This window comes from Burkholderia latens, from assembly GCF_902499045.1.
Classification (GTDB): domain Bacteria; phylum Pseudomonadota; class Gammaproteobacteria; order Burkholderiales; family Burkholderiaceae; genus Burkholderia; species Burkholderia latens.
In genome coordinates, this window is record NZ_CABVPL010000005.1 from 221,292 (window position 1) to 237,600 (window position 16,309).

12 protein-coding genes, 1 rRNA gene and 1 pseudogene are annotated in these 16,309 nt (G+C 67.3%); 5 read left to right on the top strand and 9 right to left on the bottom strand.

Annotated features, from left to right (window positions below):
- The first annotated feature begins 37 nt into the window (after positions 1–37).
- On the top strand, positions 38–1,159 hold the full coding sequence (locus BSE24067_RS06060) for an aromatic ring-hydroxylating oxygenase subunit alpha (protein WP_151062841.1): 1,122 nt from the start codon (positions 38–40) through the stop codon (positions 1,157–1,159).
- 52 nt (positions 1,160–1,211) lie between these two features.
- Here the strand turns inward: BSE24067_RS06060 and hydA are convergent, their stop codons facing one another.
- From hydA to BSE24067_RS06085, 5 genes are all read right to left on the bottom strand, one after another.
- Positions 1,212–2,669, bottom strand: a complete 1,458-nt coding sequence (gene hydA / locus BSE24067_RS06065) for a dihydropyrimidinase (RefSeq protein ID WP_151062840.1) — start codon at positions 2,667–2,669, stop codon at positions 1,212–1,214.
- A gap of 79 nt (positions 2,670–2,748) precedes the next feature.
- Positions 2,749–4,257 carry an NCS1 family nucleobase:cation symporter-1 gene (locus BSE24067_RS06070; protein WP_151062839.1) on the bottom strand — a complete coding sequence of 503 codons (1,509 nt, stop codon included), beginning with the start codon at positions 4,255–4,257 and terminating at the stop codon, positions 2,749–2,751.
- Positions 4,258–4,357: 100 nt separating this feature from the next.
- Positions 4,358–5,665 carry an NAD-dependent dihydropyrimidine dehydrogenase subunit PreA gene (gene preA, locus BSE24067_RS06075; protein ID WP_151062838.1) on the bottom strand — a complete coding sequence of 436 codons (1,308 nt, stop codon included), beginning with the start codon at positions 5,663–5,665 and terminating at the stop codon, positions 4,358–4,360.
- 117 nt (positions 5,666–5,782) lie between these two features.
- Positions 5,783–7,120: an NAD(P)-dependent oxidoreductase gene (locus BSE24067_RS06080; RefSeq protein ID WP_151062837.1), complete on the bottom strand. Its 1,338-nt coding sequence runs from the start codon at positions 7,118–7,120 to the stop codon at positions 5,783–5,785.
- Between the two features lie 128 nt (positions 7,121–7,248).
- Positions 7,249–8,529 (bottom strand): Zn-dependent hydrolase, encoded by a 1,281-nt coding sequence (locus BSE24067_RS06085; protein WP_151062836.1) that lies wholly within the window; start codon positions 8,527–8,529, stop codon positions 7,249–7,251.
- A gap of 364 nt (positions 8,530–8,893) precedes the next feature.
- Between BSE24067_RS06085 and BSE24067_RS06090 the strand changes: the two genes are divergently transcribed.
- Positions 8,894–9,586: a TetR/AcrR family transcriptional regulator gene (locus tag BSE24067_RS06090; RefSeq protein ID WP_151062835.1), complete on the top strand. Its 693-nt coding sequence runs from the start codon at positions 8,894–8,896 to the stop codon at positions 9,584–9,586.
- A gap of 161 nt (positions 9,587–9,747) precedes the next feature.
- Here the strand turns inward: BSE24067_RS06090 and BSE24067_RS06095 are convergent, their stop codons facing one another.
- Genes BSE24067_RS06095 through BSE24067_RS06105 form a run of 3 tightly spaced genes read right to left on the bottom strand, consistent with a single transcriptional unit; the run spans position 9,748 to position 13,426 of the window.
- Entirely contained in the window at positions 9,748–10,938 is a 1,191-nt protein-coding gene (locus tag BSE24067_RS06095; RefSeq protein ID WP_151062834.1) for an acetyl-CoA C-acetyltransferase, read from the bottom strand.
- Positions 10,939–10,956: 18 nt separating this feature from the next.
- Complete coding sequence (locus tag BSE24067_RS06100) at positions 10,957–11,724, bottom strand: 3-hydroxyacyl-CoA dehydrogenase (protein WP_151062833.1); 768 nt, start codon at positions 11,722–11,724, stop codon at positions 10,957–10,959.
- A 34-nt stretch (positions 11,725–11,758) separates the two neighbouring features.
- Positions 11,759–13,426, bottom strand: a complete 1,668-nt coding sequence (locus tag BSE24067_RS06105; protein WP_151062832.1) for an acyl-CoA synthetase — start codon at positions 13,424–13,426, stop codon at positions 11,759–11,761.
- A 135-nt stretch (positions 13,427–13,561) separates the two neighbouring features.
- Between BSE24067_RS06105 and BSE24067_RS06110 the strand changes: the two genes are divergently transcribed.
- From BSE24067_RS06110 to BSE24067_RS06120, 3 genes and pseudogenes are all read left to right on the top strand, one after another.
- The gene (locus BSE24067_RS06110) at positions 13,562–14,566 is read left to right on the top strand and encodes an AraC family transcriptional regulator (protein ID WP_151062919.1); all 1,005 of its coding nucleotides are present in this window, start codon (positions 13,562–13,564) and stop codon (positions 14,564–14,566) included.
- Positions 14,567–14,764: 198 nt separating this feature from the next.
- Positions 14,765–15,393, top strand: a pseudogene (locus BSE24067_RS06115) (hypothetical protein).
- Between the two features lie 96 nt (positions 15,394–15,489).
- Entirely contained in the window at positions 15,490–15,861 is a 372-nt protein-coding gene (locus BSE24067_RS06120; RefSeq protein ID WP_151062918.1) for a nuclear transport factor 2 family protein, read from the top strand.
- Between the two features lie 215 nt (positions 15,862–16,076).
- On the opposite strand, the gene rrf is transcribed toward BSE24067_RS06120, so the two are convergent.
- Positions 16,077–16,189: ribosomal RNA gene (rrf, locus tag BSE24067_RS06125) — 5S ribosomal RNA — on the bottom strand.
- Positions 16,190–16,309 lie beyond the last annotated feature (120 nt).

A 16,309-nucleotide genomic window follows, 5' to 3' on the forward strand; every position in this document is an offset into this window, starting at 1 on the left:
GCGCCTGGAACTCTTCAGCCAGCAGGAGGCGTCACGCATGCGCGCAGTGCCTTTGTCTGACAGCAGCACCCTCGAACAACCGTCCACCGGCGTGGTCGTGCGCGACCTGCGCCGCGTGCCCATTCATCCCGACCACTGGTATCCGCTCGCGTGGTCGCGCGAACTCAAGCGCGGCAAGACGCTCGGCGTGCGTTTCGCCGGCGATCCGATCGTGCTCGTGCGCACCGAATCCGGCGCCGTGTATGCGCTCGAAGATCGTTGCGCGCACCGCCAGGTGCCGCTGCATGCGGGTGTCGTGAGCGGCGAAACGCTGCGCTGCTGCTACCACGGCTGGACCTACGCGTGCGACAGCGGCCGCTGCGTCGACGTGCCGTATCTCGGCCGCGAGCGTCTGCCCAACGGCGTGCGCGCGTATCCGTGCCGCGAGGCGCACGGGCTGATCTTCGTGTTCCCCGGCGACGCGACGCTCGCGGACGAACGCCCGTTCCCGGCGCTCGCGTCGGCCGACGACCCCGCATTCAAGACGCGCCGCTTCGGCCGCGAGGTCAAGTGCCACTACTCGTTCATGCACGAAAACCTGATGGACATGAACCATCAGTTCCTGCACCGCAAGCAGATGGGACAGATGCGCGCGCGCTCGATCGGCCGCCGGCGCGGCGACGACTGGGTCGAGGTCGACTACACGTTCGCACGGATGGAAGGCAAGCAGCCGGTCGGCGAGGCGCTCGTGTTCGGTTCGAGCAAGAAGCCGGGCGACCAGGCCAACAAGAGCGTGATGACGGTACGCACCCAGTATCCGTATCAGACTTTGCAGATCCGCTCGAGCGAAGGCACGCTCGTGATGGATCTGTGGATCGTCTACGTGCCGCTCGACGCGCAGCAGCGCACCAACCGCACGTTCGGGCTGCTGTCGATCCACAAGCCGGGCATCCCGTTCGCGCTCGATCTCGCATGGCCGCTGCTCGTGTGGTTCACCGAGCGGATCTTCCGCGAGGATCGCTGGATCGTCGAACGCGAACAGGAAGCGCACGACCGGCAGGGCGCCGACTGGAACCACGAGGTGTTCCCGGTCATCAACGAACTGCGCGACCTGCTGCGCCAGTGCGGCGCGCGCACGGTGATCCCGATCCGCGAAGCGCACGCGAACGACGCGTGCTGAACGCCGCCGCGAGCGTGCCGCGGCGCGCCCGCCAGGCCGCCGGCCGCTGCGCTCAGCCGCTGCGCTCGACCGGATGCGGCTCGCGCAGCCGGTTCGCGATGCGCGCGGCCTCGTAGTAGCCGGCCGCTGGCGGCCGCTTCAGATAGCGGCCCGCGCCGCGCACCGCACGCAGCTCGCCGTCGGCCCACGCGAGCGCACCGCGCGTGAGCGTGTGCGTCGCGACGCCCTGCACCGTCATCCCTTCGAACACGTTGAAGTCGACCTGCTGGTGATGCGTCTTCACCGAGATCGTCTTCGTCGCGGCCGGGTCCCACACGACCAGGTCGGCATCGGCGCCGACCTGCACCGCGCCCTTGCGCGGATACAGGTTGAAGATCTGCGCGGCGTTCGTCGACGTGATCCGCACGAACTCGTTCGGCGTGATGCGGCCGTGATTGACGCCGTGATGCCACAGCACCGACATGCGGTCTTCCACACCGCCGCAGCCGTTCGGGATCTTCGTGAAGTCCTCGCGGCCCATCGCCTTCTGCGACGCGCAGAACACGCAGTGATCGGTCGCCGTCGTATGCAGCTGCCCGGCCTGCAGCCCGCGCCACAGCGCCTCGCGATGCTCGGCCGAGCGGAACGGCGGGCTCATCACGTGCGCGGCCGCACGCGTCCAGTCCGGGTCGCGATACACGGCCTCGTCGATCACCAGATGGCCGGGCAGCACCTCGCCGAACACGCGCAGCCCTTCGCTGCGCGCGCGCGTGATCGCATCGACCGCGTCCTTCGCCGACACGTGGACGATATACACCGGCACGCCGAGCACCTGCGCGATCCGGATCGCGCGGTTCGCGGCCTCGCCCTCGACTTCCGGCGGACGCGACAGCGGATGCGCCTCCGGCCCCGTCATCCCGCGCGCGAGCAGTGCCTTCTGCAGCTGGAACACGAGTTCGCCGTTCTCCGCGTGCACGGTCGGCAGCGCGCCGAGTTCGAGCGAGCGCGAGAAGCTGTTCACGAGCACCTCGTCGTCGGCCATGATCGCGTTCTTGTACGCCATGAAGTGCTTGAAGCTCGACACGCCGTGCTCGCGCACCAGCGTGCCCATGTCGCGATGCACGGATTCGTCCCACCACGTGACCGCCACGTGGAAGCCGTAGTCGGCTGCGGCCTTCTCCGCCCAGCCGCGCCATTGGTGGAACGCGTCCATCAGCGGCTGCCTGGGGCTCGGGATCACGAAGTCGATGATGCTCGTCGTGCCGCCCGACAGCCCGGCGGCCGTCCCCGAATAGAAATCGTCGCTCGCCGTCGTGCCCATGAACGGCAGTTCCATGTGCGTATGCGGATCGATGCCGCCCGGCATCACGTACTGGTCGTGCGCGTCGACCACCGTCGCGCCGGCCGGCGCGTCGATCGTCTCGGCGATCTGCAGGATCGTGCCGCCATCCTGCGGGTCCGCGCACAGCACGTCCGCGCGATAGGTGCGGTCCGCATCGACCACGGTGCCGCCGCGAATCAGGATTGCCATTGGGTTGCCTCCTCGTTGACTGTCGGGTGCCGCATCACGCGCATCACGCGCATCACGCGCGTTACGAGCGCATCTTCCATCACGCGCTCGCGATCTGCGCGCGCTGCGCGGCGCGCCACTTCATCCACGTGCCGTACACGCACGACGCCAGCACGAGGCCGACGAACCACGCGTACGTGTAAAGCGTGTTGAAGAACGCCGGCACGTTCGGAAAGGACGCCGGGAATGCGGTGTGCAGAAAGCCGGGCAGGTTCGGCAGCACGCCGATCGCGAGCGCGGCCAGCGCGGCCGGATTCCAGCCGCGCGCATAGCTGAAGCCGCCGCGCACGTCGAACAGCGCACGCGTATCGAGCCGCGTGCCGCGAATCAGGAAGTAGTCGACCATCATGATGCCCGCGACCGGCCCGAGCAGCGCCGAGTAGCCGACGAGCCACGTGAAGATGTAGCCGTCCGTCGTCGCGAGGATCTTCCACGGCATCATCACGATCGCGATCGTCGCGGTGATCAGCCCGCCCGTGCGATACGAGATCGCCTTCGGCCACAGGCTCGAAAAATCGTACGCGGGGCCGACGAGATTCGCCGCGAGGTTGCAGCACATCGTGTCGAGCGTGAGGATAACCAGCGCGATGCCGACGCCGATCCCGGTCATCCGGCTCGTCAGGTCGATCGGATCCCAGATCGCGTTGCCGTAGATCACGACGGTCGCCGACGTCACGACCACCGACACCACCGACAGCAGCGCCATCGGCACCGGCAGCCCGATCGACTGCCCGATCATCTGGTCGCGCTGCGAGTGCGCGAAGCGCGTGAAGTCGGGAATGTTCAGCGCGAGCGTCGCCCAGAAGCCGACCATCGCGGTCAGGCCCGGCCAGAACGTCGCCCAGAAGAGTCCGGCCTTCTTGCCGCCCGCGACGAACTGCGACGGCGCCGACAGCATCGACCCGACACCGCCCGCCTGCGACGTCGCCCACCACACGAGCGCGACGCACATCACGACCTTGATCGGCGCGGACCAGCTCTCGAGCCAGCGGATCGAATCGGTGCCGTGCAGGATGAAGTACAGCTGCAGCGCCCAGAACACGAGGAAACAGGCGAGCTGCCCGAACGAGATGCCGACGACGGGCAGCGCCGCGCCGTGCAGCGCGTTGCCGGTCAGGATGTTCAGCAGCGTGTAGATCGCGCTTCCGCCGAGCCAGGTCTGGATGCCGTACCAGCCGCACGCGACGATCGCGCGCAACAGCGCGGGCAGCTTCGCGCCTTGCGTACCGAACGACGCGCGCACGAGCACCGCGTACGGAATCCCGTGCTTCGCGCCCGCATGGCCGATCAGCAGCATCGGCACGAGCACGATCACGTTGCCGAGCAGCACCGTCATCACCGCCTGCCACGGCGACATGCCTTCCTGGATCAGTCCGGCCGCGAGCATGTACGACGCGATGTTCATCACCATCCCGACCCACAGCGCCGCGAAGTGATACCAGCGCCATGTGCGCTGCGCGGCCGTCGTCGGCGCGAGGTCGTCGTTGTACAGACTGCCGGCGGGCGCCGCGGCGGCGTCGGGATCGGCGGAAATCGCTGCGGGTTTCATCGAACGCTGCTCCTTGTAAACGTCGGCGCCGGCATCGCGCGACGCCGGCAGAACAGGGCACCGGCGGCGGCGCGGGCGACCCCGCGCCGCCGGCCGCCGGTCAGGCCGCCTTCGCGTGCTTCGCGGGTTGCGCGGGGCTGGCGCCCGCATCGGCACGCGCCGGGTTGTTCGGATGCGTGGTCCAGTTCGCGTAGTCGCCTGCATCGACCCGCTCCATCGTGATGCATTGCTCGACCGGACACACATGCATGCAAAGATTGCACCCGACGCATTCCGAATCGATCACTTCGAAATGCCGCACGCCGTCCTTCATCGCGGTGATCGCCTGGTGCGACGTGTCCTCGCACGCGATATGGCACAGCCCGCACTGAATGCAGCGGTCCTGGTCGATGCGCGCCTTGATGTCGTACTTGAGGTTCAGGTATTTCCAGTCGGTGACGTTCGGCACCGCGCGGCCGCGAATGTCGTCGAGCGTCGCGTAGCCCTTCTCGTCCATCCAGTTCGACAGCCCGTCGACGAGATCCGACACGATCCGGAATCCATAATGCATCGCGGCGGTGCATACCTGCACGCTGCCGGCGCCGAGCACCATGAATTCGGCCGCGTCGCGCCACGATGAAATTCCGCCGATCCCCGAGATCGGCAGGTTCGGCGTCTCCGGATCGCGCGCGATTTCCGCGACCATGTTCAGCGCGATCGGCTTCACCGCGGGGCCGCAATAGCCGCCGTGCGTGCCCTTGCCGTCGACGGTCGGCATCGGCGCCATCTGGTCGAGATCCACCGCGACGATCGAGTTGATCGTGTTGATCAGCGACACGCCGTCCGCGCCGCCGTTGTAGGCGGCACGCGAACCCATCCGGATGTCGCTGATGTTCGGCGTGAGCTTCACGAGGCACGGCAGCTTCGTCCCTTCCTTGACCCAGCGCGTGACCATCTCGACGTATTCCGGCACCTGGCCGACCGCCGCGCCCATCCCGCGCTCGCTCATTCCGTGCGGACAGCCGAAGTTCAGCTCGACCGCGTCGGCGCCCGTATCCTCGACGAGCGGCAGGATCCACTTCCAGTCACGCTCGTTGCACGGCACCATCAGCGATACGATCAGCGCGCGGTCGGGCCAGTCGCGCTTCACCTGCGCGATCTCTTTCAGGTTCACGTCGAGCGGGCGATCGGTGATCAGCTCGATGTTGTTCAGCCCCGCGATGCGCTGGCCGTTCCACTGCACCGCGCCATAGCGCGAACTCACGTTGACGACGTGCGGATCGAGCCCGAGCGTCTTCCACACGACGCCGCCCCAGCCGGCCTCGAATGCGCGGTTGACGTTGTACGCCTTGTCCGTCGGCGGCGCGGAGGCAAGCCAGAACGGATTCGGCGAAGTGATGCCTGCGATGGTGCAACGAAGGTCGGCCATGTTCGGCTCCGTAAGAATGGGGCGTTTATCGTGATGGCTGTGATCCGTGTGATCCGTGTGATCCGCGTGGCACGCGCGGCGCGTGCGTTGCGCGCGGTGCCTTCGCGTATCCCGCGTTCATGCGGCCTTGGCGTCGCGCTGCGCGAGTGCCGCGTCGATCGCGGCCGCCGCACGCTTGCCGTCCTGCACCGCCTGCACCGTCAGGTCGATACCGTCCGTCGCCGCACAATCGCCGCCGGCCCATACATCGGGCAACGCGGTGCGTCCGTCCGCATCGACCGCGATGCGCGTCCCGTCCACGGTCAGCAGCGAGGCGTCGATGCCGTCCGGCACCAGCGTCTGGCCGATCGCCTTCAGCACCATGTCCGCGTCGACGGTGAAGCGCTCGCCCGTCGCGGCCTCGAATTCGACGCCCGTCACGTGCCCGTCCGCGCCCACGATGCGCACCGGCTTCGCGTGCGTGAGCAGCGTGACACCGCTTTTTTGCGCGAACTCGCGTTCGGCCCAGGTCGCGCTCATCGCGTCGATGCCGCGCCGGTACACCATCGTCACGCGCTCCGCACCGAGCTTGCGGCTCTGCACGGACGCGTCGATCGCCGTATTGCCGCCGCCGATCACGACCACGCGCCGCCCGACCGGCACGTTCTCGAGCGCGTCGGCCTGGCGCACCTGTTCGATGAAGTCGACCGCGTTCATCACGCCGGCCAGCCGTTCGCCGTCGATCGCGAGCGTGCGCACGCCGGTCAGGCCCATCGCGAGAAACACTGCGTCGTGCCGCTCGCGCAGCGCGTCGAGCGTCACGTCGCGGCCGAGCGCGACGCCGGTTTCCACCGCGATACCGCCGACCGACAGCAGCCACTCGACTTCGCGCTGCGCGAAATCGTCGACCGTCTTGTACGCGGCGATCCCGTATTCGTTCAGGCCGCCCGCTTTCGCGCGCGCATCGAACAGCGTGACGCGATGCCCGGCCAGCGCGAGCCGGTGCGCGCATGCAAGGCCGGCCGGCCCGGCGCCCACCACGGCGACGTGCCGCCCCGTGTCGGGCGCGCGCGTGAAGCGCACCGCGCCGCTCGCCATCGCCCAGTCGGTCGCGTGCCGCTGCAACGCGCCGATCGCGACCGGCTGCGCGTCCTGGTGATTGCGCACGCACGCGCCTTCGCACAGGATTTCGGTCGGGCACACGCGCGCGCACATCCCGCCGAGCGGATTCGCGGACAAGATGTCGGTCGCCGCGCCCTTCAGGTTGCCGTTGCCGATCTTGCGGATGAAGCTCGGGATGTCGATCCGCGTCGGGCAGGCCTGCACGCACGGCGCGTCGTAGCAGTAGTGGCAGCGGCTCGCGGCGGCCGCGGCGGCCGTCGGATCGAGCAGCGGTGCGATATCGGCGAATTCGCACGACAGTTGCGTGGACGACAGGCGATGCGCGGCGATATCGCCGGTTGGCTGGGTAGTCATACGCGTTCCTTCGACGGGTGGAGACAAAGCCGTCCCCGCCGGCTGCTTTCGCACAGTCGGGGCGGTCGTGCTTAGGAATGCTGCGATCGGGCGACGCGGAGTCCGGTCGCCGCGCTATCGTCGTTGCGTCATGGAGCCGGTTCGCATGCGCGCGACAGCATCGCGTGCAGCAGCACGTTCGCGCCGGCCTCGATCCACGCAGGCGTCGCGTCCTCGATCTCGTTGTGGCTGATCCCGTCGACGCACGGTACGAACACCATCGACGTCGGCGCGACCTGCGCGAGATAGCACGCGTCGTGTCCCGCACCGGACACGATGTCGCGATGCGAGTAGCCGAAGCGATCGGCCGCGGAGCGCACGGCGGCGACGCAGGCCGGATCGAACGCAACGGGCTTGTAGTAGAAAATCTGCTCGAGCGCGGTCTCGAGCCCGATCTCGCCGGCGATGCGCGCAACGCCGTCGCGCAGCGCCGCGTCCATCTTCGCGAGCACGGCGTCGTCCGGATGGCGGAAATCGACGGTGAAGAACACACGGCCCGGAATTACGTTGCGCGAGTTCGGATGGACCTGCATCATCCCGACCGTCGCGCAACCGAACGGCGCGTGATCGAGGCCGATCCGGTTCACGAGATCGACGACGCGCGACGCGCCGAGCAGCGCGTCGCGGCGACGCGGCATCGGTGTCGGTCCTGCGTGCGCTTCCTGGCCGGTAAACGTGATCTCGTACCAGCGTTGCCCTTGCGCGTCGGTCACGACACCGATCGTCTTGCACTCCGCCTCGAGTATCGGCCCCTGCTCGATATGCAACTCGAACGCCGCATGCAGCTTGCGGCCGCCGCACGGCACGTCGCCCGCATATCCGATGCGCGCGAGCTCCTCGCCGATCGTCTTGCCGTCGACATCCTTGCGCGACAGTCCGTACTCGAGCGAAAACACGCCCGCGAACACGCCCGACGCGACCATCGCCGGCGCGAAGCGCGAGCCTTCCTCGTTGGTCCAGATCACGACTTCGACCGGATGCTCGGTCTCGATGCCTTGGTCGTTCAGAGTCCGAATCACTTCGAGGCCGCCGAGCACGCCATAGATGCCGTCGAAACGGCCGCCCGTCGGCTGCGAATCCGCATGCGAGCCGGTGACGACCGGCGCCGCATCGGCCACTCGGCCTTCGCGGCGCATGAACACGTTACCCATCGTATCGACCGTCACCGTGCAGCCGGCGGCCTTCGCCCAGCTGACGATCAGGTCTCGGCCGGCCTTGTCGAGATCGGTCAGCGCAAGACGGCATACGCCGCCCTTCGGCGTCGCGCCGATCTTCGCGACCTCCATCAGGCTGTCCCACAACCGCCGGCCGTCGACCTTGATCGACGTGTCGAATTCCGCCCGCTTCACTGTTTCCGATACCGCGTCCATACGTATCGCTCCTGTGGGGTCCGTCATGTCGTCATCCCGGTCGACGGCGGTGCGCGCGTAGCTGCCGTCGGGGCAAACTCGCACCTGCGCGGTGCGGACGTGCATCGTTCGCGTGATTCGTCCGATCGATCGGCGGAGCACTGGCGGTGCGTTCCGCCGCTCGCCGAATCCTGTCCGATTGGACAGGTTTTAGACGATCAAAATGCGCAGCGCAATGTCTTTCTTGCGCGAGCGGAGCGAGCGAGAAACGTGCCACCGCATCGCAGCATCGCGCACGCGTAGATGGATCCACGCGCGTGCGCTTGCTGCGAACCAGCGGCTAGAATGAAGCGCAACGCGGCATGCACGCCGCGCAAGGATAACGATGAGACATGACGAAGCGGCCGCCGAAACCACCGGCCACGACGAAGCGGGCACGCCTTTGCGGCGACGCAAGGCGCACATCCGCGCGTCCAACGAGGCGCATTTGCTCGCGTGCGCGGAAGCCGTATTCGCGGAACGCGGGCTCGACGGCGCAAGCACGGCCATGATCGCGGAACGTGCGGGCGTGCCGAAGGCGAACGTGCATTACTACTTCCCGACGAAGCTCGCGCTGTACCGCCGCGTGCTCGAGGACCTGTTCGAGGACTGGCATCGCGCGGCCGGCTCGTTCGAGTCAGGCGACGATCCGGTCGACGCGATCGGCAGCTACGTGCGCGCGAAGATGGATCTGTCGCGACGGCGCCCGCTCGGCTCGAAGGTGTGGGCCAACGAGATCATCCACGGTGCCGCCCACATGCACGACATCCTGTCCGAACGCGTAAAGCCGTGGTTCGATACGCGCGTGAAGGTGATCGAAGAGTGGATCGCGCGCGGGCTGCTCGCGCCGATCGACGCGCACGCGTTGATGTACCTGATCTGGGCGACCACGCAGCACTATGCGGATTTCGATGCGCAGATCCGCGCGTTGAGCGGCAAGCGTGCGTTCACGCAGAGGGCGTTCGCCGAGAAGACGGAGCAGGTCGTGCAACTCGTGATCCGCGCGTGCGGCGCGGTGTCGCCGCGTGCGAACGCGTAGGTTCTCCTCGGGAAAATAAAGCGGGCGACGGACACGAAGCAGGAACGACCCTGCCCGATGCCCACCGCCCGCGCCGTTGGACGGCACACATGCGGTGCCGCACGCGATGCGTCCGCGTGTGCCGCACGCGTCGGCGTGACGGCGCTGACGCGGCGCCCCCGTTACGCGACGCGCTCGATCGCGATCGCCGTCGCCTCGCCGCCGCCGATGCACAGCGACGCGACGCCGCGCTTCAACCCATATGCTTCGAGCGCGGCCAGCAGCGTCACCATCACGCGCGCACCCGATGCGCCGATCGGATGGCCGAGCGCACATGCGCCGCCGTGCACGTTCACCTTGTCGTGCGGCAGGTCGAGATCGCGCATCGCGGCCATCACGACGACCGCGAACGCTTCGTTGATCTCGAACAGGTCGACGTCGCGCAGGTTCCAGCCGGTTTTCTCCGACAGCTTGCGCAGCGCGCCGATCGGCGCCGTCGCGAACAGGCCCGGCTTGTTCGCGTACGTCGAATGTCCGACGATCACCGCCTTCGGCGCAAGGCCGAGCCGCTCGGCTTCCGAGCGGCGCATCATCACGAGCGCGGCCGCACCGTCCGAGATCGACGACGCGTTGGCGGCCGTCACCGTGCCGCCTTCGCGGAACGCCGGCTTGAGCGTCGGGATCTTGTCGAGCTTCGCCTTACCGGGCTGCTCGTCGATCGACACGACGCTTTCCGTCTTGCCGGCCTTCACGGTCACTGGCGCGATTTCCGAGACGAAGCGCCCTTCCGCGATCGCGCGTTGCGCGCGCGTCAGCGACGCGATCGCAAACGCATCCTGTTCCTCGCGCGTGAACTGATAGGCCTGCGCGCAGTCCTCCGCGAACGTGCCCATCAGCCGGCCCTTGTCGTATGCGTCCTCGAGCCCGTCGAGGAACATGTGATCGAGCACCTGGCCGTGACCCATGCGCACTCCCGCCCGCGCCTTCGGCAGCAGGTACGGCGCATTCGTCATGCTTTCCATCCCGCCCGCCACCGCAACGCCGGCGGAGCCCGCGAGCAGCAGGTCGTGCGCGAACATCGCGGCCTTCATCCCGGAGCCGCACATCTTGTTGACCGTGGTCGCGCCTGCGCCGAGCGGCAAGCCGGCCTTCAGCGCGGCCTGCCGCGCCGGTGCCTGGCCCTGTCCGGCCGGCAGCACGCAGCCGAACACGATTTCATCGATGCGCTCGGCCGGCACGTGTGCACGCTCGAGCGCCGCGCGAATCGCCACCGCGCCGAGCTCGCTCGCGCTGACTGCCGCCAGGTCGCCCTGAAAGGCGCCCATCGGCGTACGCGCCGCACCGACGATTACGATCGGATCCTGTGTCGTCATGATTCATTTCCTCCAGTGTCAGCGCGGTGCCATGCGCAGCGCGCCATCGAGACGGATGACTTCGCCGTTCAGCATCGTATTCTCGGCGACGTGGCGCACCAGCGCCGCGAACTCGTCCGGGCGGCCGAGCCGCGGCGGGAACGGCACGCTCTTGCCGAGCGCGTCCTGCACGTCCTGCGGCATGCCGGCCATCATCGGCGTCGCGAAGATGCCCGGCGCGATCGTCACCACGCGAATGCCGAAGCGCGCGAGTTCGCGCGCGATCGGCAGCGTCATGCCGACCACGCCGCTCTTCGATGCCGCATACGCAGCCTGCCCGATCTGGCCGTCGAACGCCGCGACCGACGCGGTGTTCACGATCACGCCGCGCTCGCCGTCCGCATTGGCGTCCTGCTTCGACATTGCGTCGGCCGCGAGCCGGATCATGTTGAACGTGCCGACCAGGTTGATCGACACCGCGCGCGCGAAGCGGTCGAGCGAATGCGGGCCTTCGCGGCCGACGACCTTCTCGCCCGGCGCAACGCCCGCGCAGTTCACGAGCGCGTCGATGCGGCCGAACGCGTCGCGTGCAGCGGCGACCGCGGCCTGTCCGTCGGCCTCGCTCGTCACGTCGGTCTTCACGAAGCACGCGGCCGCGCCGAGTTCGTGCGCGAGGCTGGCACCGGCGTCTTCGTTGACGTCCAGCAGCACCGCGTGGCCGCCTGCGCCGACCACCATGCGCGCCACTGCGGCGCCGAGGCCGGAACCGGCGCCCGTAATCAGAAAAACGCGATCCTTGATATTCATTTGCAGTCCGTATTCAGTAATCGGGAGTCGGGATTCAGCGGCCCTTTTCGGCTTCCATTTTGCGCAGCACGAAGCGCTGGATCTTGCCGCTCGGGGTTTTCGGCAGCGCGTCGACGAACTCGACCGCGCGAGGATACGCGTGCGCCGACAACCGCCGCTTCACGTGCTGTCCGAGTTCGTCGGCGAGCGCCGGCGTGCCGTCGAAGCCCTTCGACAGCACGACGAACGCCTTGACGATCTCCGTGCGCTCCGGGTCCGGCACGCCGATCACGGCGGCCTCGCTGACGGCCGGATGCTCGATCAGCGCGCTTTCCACGTCGAACGGGCCGATCCGGTAGCCCGACGATGTGATCACGTCGTCCGCGCGGCCGATGAAGCTCACCGTGCCGTCCGGTTCGAGTTCGACGTTGTCGCCGGTCCGGTAGTAGCCGCCCGCGATCGCGGGCGTGTCCTGCTGCCAGTAGCCGTCGAACCACAGCAGCGGCGAGCGCGCGATGTCGATCGCCAACGTGCCCGGCTGTCCGGGGCCGAGTTCGCGGCCAGCTTCGTCGAGCACTGCGACACGATAGCCGGGCATGGCCAAACCCGCCGAACCGGCATGGACGACGTGCGTGAGCCCATGATGATTGTTCACGACCATCCCGAGTTCGGTCTGGCCGTAGTGGTCGTAGATCGGTGCACCGAGCGCCGCATGGAACCAGCGCACGACTTCCGGGTTCAGCGGCTCGCCTGCGCTACTGACCACGCGCAGTTGTCCTTTCAGCGGCGCGGCAGCTTCCGTGCCGGCTGCCATCAACATCCGGTACGCGGTCGGTGAACCGGCGAGGCTCGTGATGCCGAGCCGCTCGATCACGTCGTAGGTACTGTCGACCGTGAAGCTGCCCTCGTACAGCGTCGTCGCATGGCCGAGCAGCAGCGGGCCCGTGACCGCGTAATAGAGGCCATACGCCCAGCCCGGATCGGCGATGTTCCAGAAGCGGTCGCTGTCGCGCAGGTCCACCGCGTCGCGCATGTATGCGCCGAACGCGAGCAGTGCACGCAGCGGCACCGGCACGCCCTTCGGCAACCCTGTCGTGCCCGACGTCGACATCATCATGAACAGGTCGGTACCCTTGCGCGGCACCGGTTCGAACACGTCGGACTGTGCATCGAGCGCCGCGCGGAAGTCGATGTCGCCGCGCGGCAGCACGTCGCCGGATTCGCGCACCATCGCGACCCGCGGGCAATCCGCGATCTCGTCGAGCTTTGCGCGATTCGCGGTGTTGGTGACGACCAGCCGTGCATCGCTCATGCGCAACCGATGCTCGATCGCCTTCGGCCCGAACGCCGTGAAGAGCGGCTGGTAGACGGCGCCCGCACGCCACGTGCCGAGGATCGTCGCGACCAGTTCGGGCGTACGCGGCAACATGCCGGCGACCACGTCGCCCGGCTTCACGCCGTGCTCGGCCAGCAGGTTCGCGACACGCGCCGACAGCGCCTGCAGCTGCGCGAACGTGAAGCTGCGGTGCTGGCCGCCGGCGTCAATCCAGTCGAGCGCGACGGCATTCGTGTCCGCCGCCGCATGCCGGTCGCAGCATTCGACACAGGCGTTCAGGCCTCGCTCGAGATCACCGTGCAGACTGGCCGCGGCCGTCTCGATACGGAAGCTTGCCACGGCGTCGGCGTAGGCCGGCACCACCCGGGCGGTTGCTCCATTACGCATGCGTGTCTCCTGTTCGTTATGACCACCGGCGAGCCGGGGTATATCGATGATGGTAGACAGCCGTCACATTGCAATCAATGACAAACAGAATCTAGAATCGTGATCGCTTTTGCCATGTCTGGGGGACCTGAAGAAATGGGGCCGCAAATGATCTCGCCGGGCTTCGTCGAGGATGCGCTCGAGAGCCTGCGCCGCCAGCACATGCCGACCGCGCCAGTGCTGCGCGCGGCGGGCCTGCCGGCGACCGTGCACGAGCCCGTCACGCCGCAGCAGTACGGCCGGCTGTGGGTCGCGATCGCGGGCGCGATCGACGACGAATTCTTCGGGCTCGCGGCCCGGCCGATGCGGCGCGGCAGTTTCATGCTGCTGTGCCATGCGGTGCTGCACGCGGGTACGCTGGAACAGGCGCTGCGGCGCGCACTGCAGTTCCTGCGTGTAGTGCTCGACGAGCCGCATGGCGAACTCGTGGTGGCCGACGGCCAGGCCCAGATCGTTCTTACGCAGGCCGGCGCGCCGTATTCGGCCTTCGCTTACCGAACGTTCTGGCTGATCCTGCTCGGCGTCGCGTGCTGGCTGATCGGCCGCCGCATTCCGCTGCAACGCATCGATTTCGCGTGCTCGAGCCCTGACCAGCGCGGCGACTACCACCAGTTCTTCGGCGTGCCGGTGCATTTCGACCGCCCCGACAGCCGGCTCGCCTTCAACGCCGCGTACCTTACGCTGCCGACGATCCGCTCCGCGCAAGGGCTGAAGGCCTTTCTGCGCGGCGCACCCGGTAATCTGCTGGTGCGCTACCGGCACGACACCGGCTGGGTGGCGAAAACGCGCGCGCATCTGAAGGCGTCGCCGGCCGCGGAATGGCCGGACTTCGACACGCTCGCCGTGCGCCTCGGCACGACCCCCGCAACGCTGCGCCGCCGCCTGCGCAGCGAGGGACAGAGCTTCGCGTCGATCAAGGACGAACTGCGCGGCGCGCTGGCTCAGTCGCTGCTGCGCGGGCAAATACTGAGCGTCGCGGAAATCGCGGCGGAGCTCGGGTTCACCGAGCCCAGCGCGTTTCACCGCGCGTTCCGGAAATGGACCGGCACGAGTCCCGGCGCGTTTCGGCGCGACGTCAATGCGGCGCAGCAGGAGCCTTGAACGGCCGCTTGCCCGGGAGCCGGCGACCATCGTCGCATGGGCGCGCACGATCTTGATCGAGGGCAACGGCATCGGCATGGGCCGCGACGAGGCGCTCGCGAATTTCGGCACGATCGCGCGTCGGTCCCGCAACGGTGCGGCGCGGAACCGGTATGAAATACGTGCGCGGCGTCGCGCGTCGTCAAGCTCGATCACATACTGACCGGTCAGTCCGAGCAAGGTCGCTGCGATGGTGACTGTCAATCTGGTGCCGCTTCGGTGTGGGGTGTCGTCGGATCTGCCGTGTCGCTGCTGGCAGCAATTCCGTACGCGCTCGCGATCTACCGTCGCACCGTTCGCCCGTATCTGTTCACGTGGCTGGTCTGGTCGGTCGTCACCGCGATCGCGGCCGCCGGCCAGTTCGTTGCGGGCGCCGGGCCTTCGGCATGGTGCACGGCGGCAATCGCGCTCACCTGCGCTCTGATTTTCGGGGCCAGTATTTTCGCGGTGAACAGAGCTGGACGCGCATCGACTGGTTCTTCCTGTGCGCGGCACTGTCGGCGATTCCGCTGTGGATGTGGACCGCTGATCCGACGCTGTCGATTTGCGTCGTCACATTGATCGAGCTCGCCGGCCTGGGCCCGACCGTGCACGAGACGCTTCGCGATCCATGGAGCGAGAGCTTCACGTATTTCGCGCTGTGCGCGTTCAAGTACGCGTTGGCGCTGCTCGCCTTGAGCACATGGAATGTGGCGGTAGCCTTCTACCCTTCGGTCAACATCCTCGCTTCGATCGGCATTTGCGTGCTGATGATGGTGCGACGTGAGGCGCTGTCGAAAGCGGAGTAGCCTGTGTCGAGTATGCCGAAATGCCGGGATGCGTTGGCCGCCGCCCGCTTGCCCGTTATGCGTTCAATTCCGGTCGAACCGACGCGAGGCCCCGATATGGATTCAGTGCGTGAAGTCATCGAACCGTATGAAGCCGCACTTCGCGCGGCGATGCTGGCCAGCGATGTCGACGCGCTCGACGCATTGCTGGACGACGATCTGATTTTCACGATTCCGAGCGGGGACATAATTTCGAAGCACGACGACCTGTCCGCGCATCGTGCAAAGCTGTTGCGGCTGCAGACACTCGATCGTCAGGAGACACTGGCACATGGGATCGGGGACATGATCCTCACGATTACGAAGGCAGCGCTTGCCGGTCAGTTCGACGGCAACGCGTTCAACGGCACGTTCGCTTATACACGCCTGTGGCGCCGATCGGGGAATAGCTGGCGCGTGGTTGCCGGACATGCGTCTCAGACCGGTTGAATCGAGAGCGTTCACACGACGACGAGCATGCTGTGCTCGAGACGATAGTTGCGTGATAGCGGTGGTAGTTTGCGTCTACGGAAGTCTGAGGGGTGCGCTACACGCAGGGGCCGGCGTCGGTGCGCCGCCGCACAACTGCACACTCCACACGCATTTCCGTCGCACAAATGCAAAAACCCCCGCCTTGTCGGGCGGGGGTTTCTGGCTTGAGGGGAGCCTGACGATTACCTACTTTCACACGGGAATCCGCACTATCATCGGCGTAGAGTCGTTTCACGGTCCTGTTCGGGATGGGAAGGGGTGGGACCGACTCGCTATGGTCATCAGGCAAAGGGGGTTGTTCTGCTGGCGTGGCCAACAGAACCAATCTTGGAAGAAGCAGTAATTAGTTGTGTGTATCGCACACGAGAATCAACAAGTCCTGTTAAGGCAGACTTGTTATAGGATC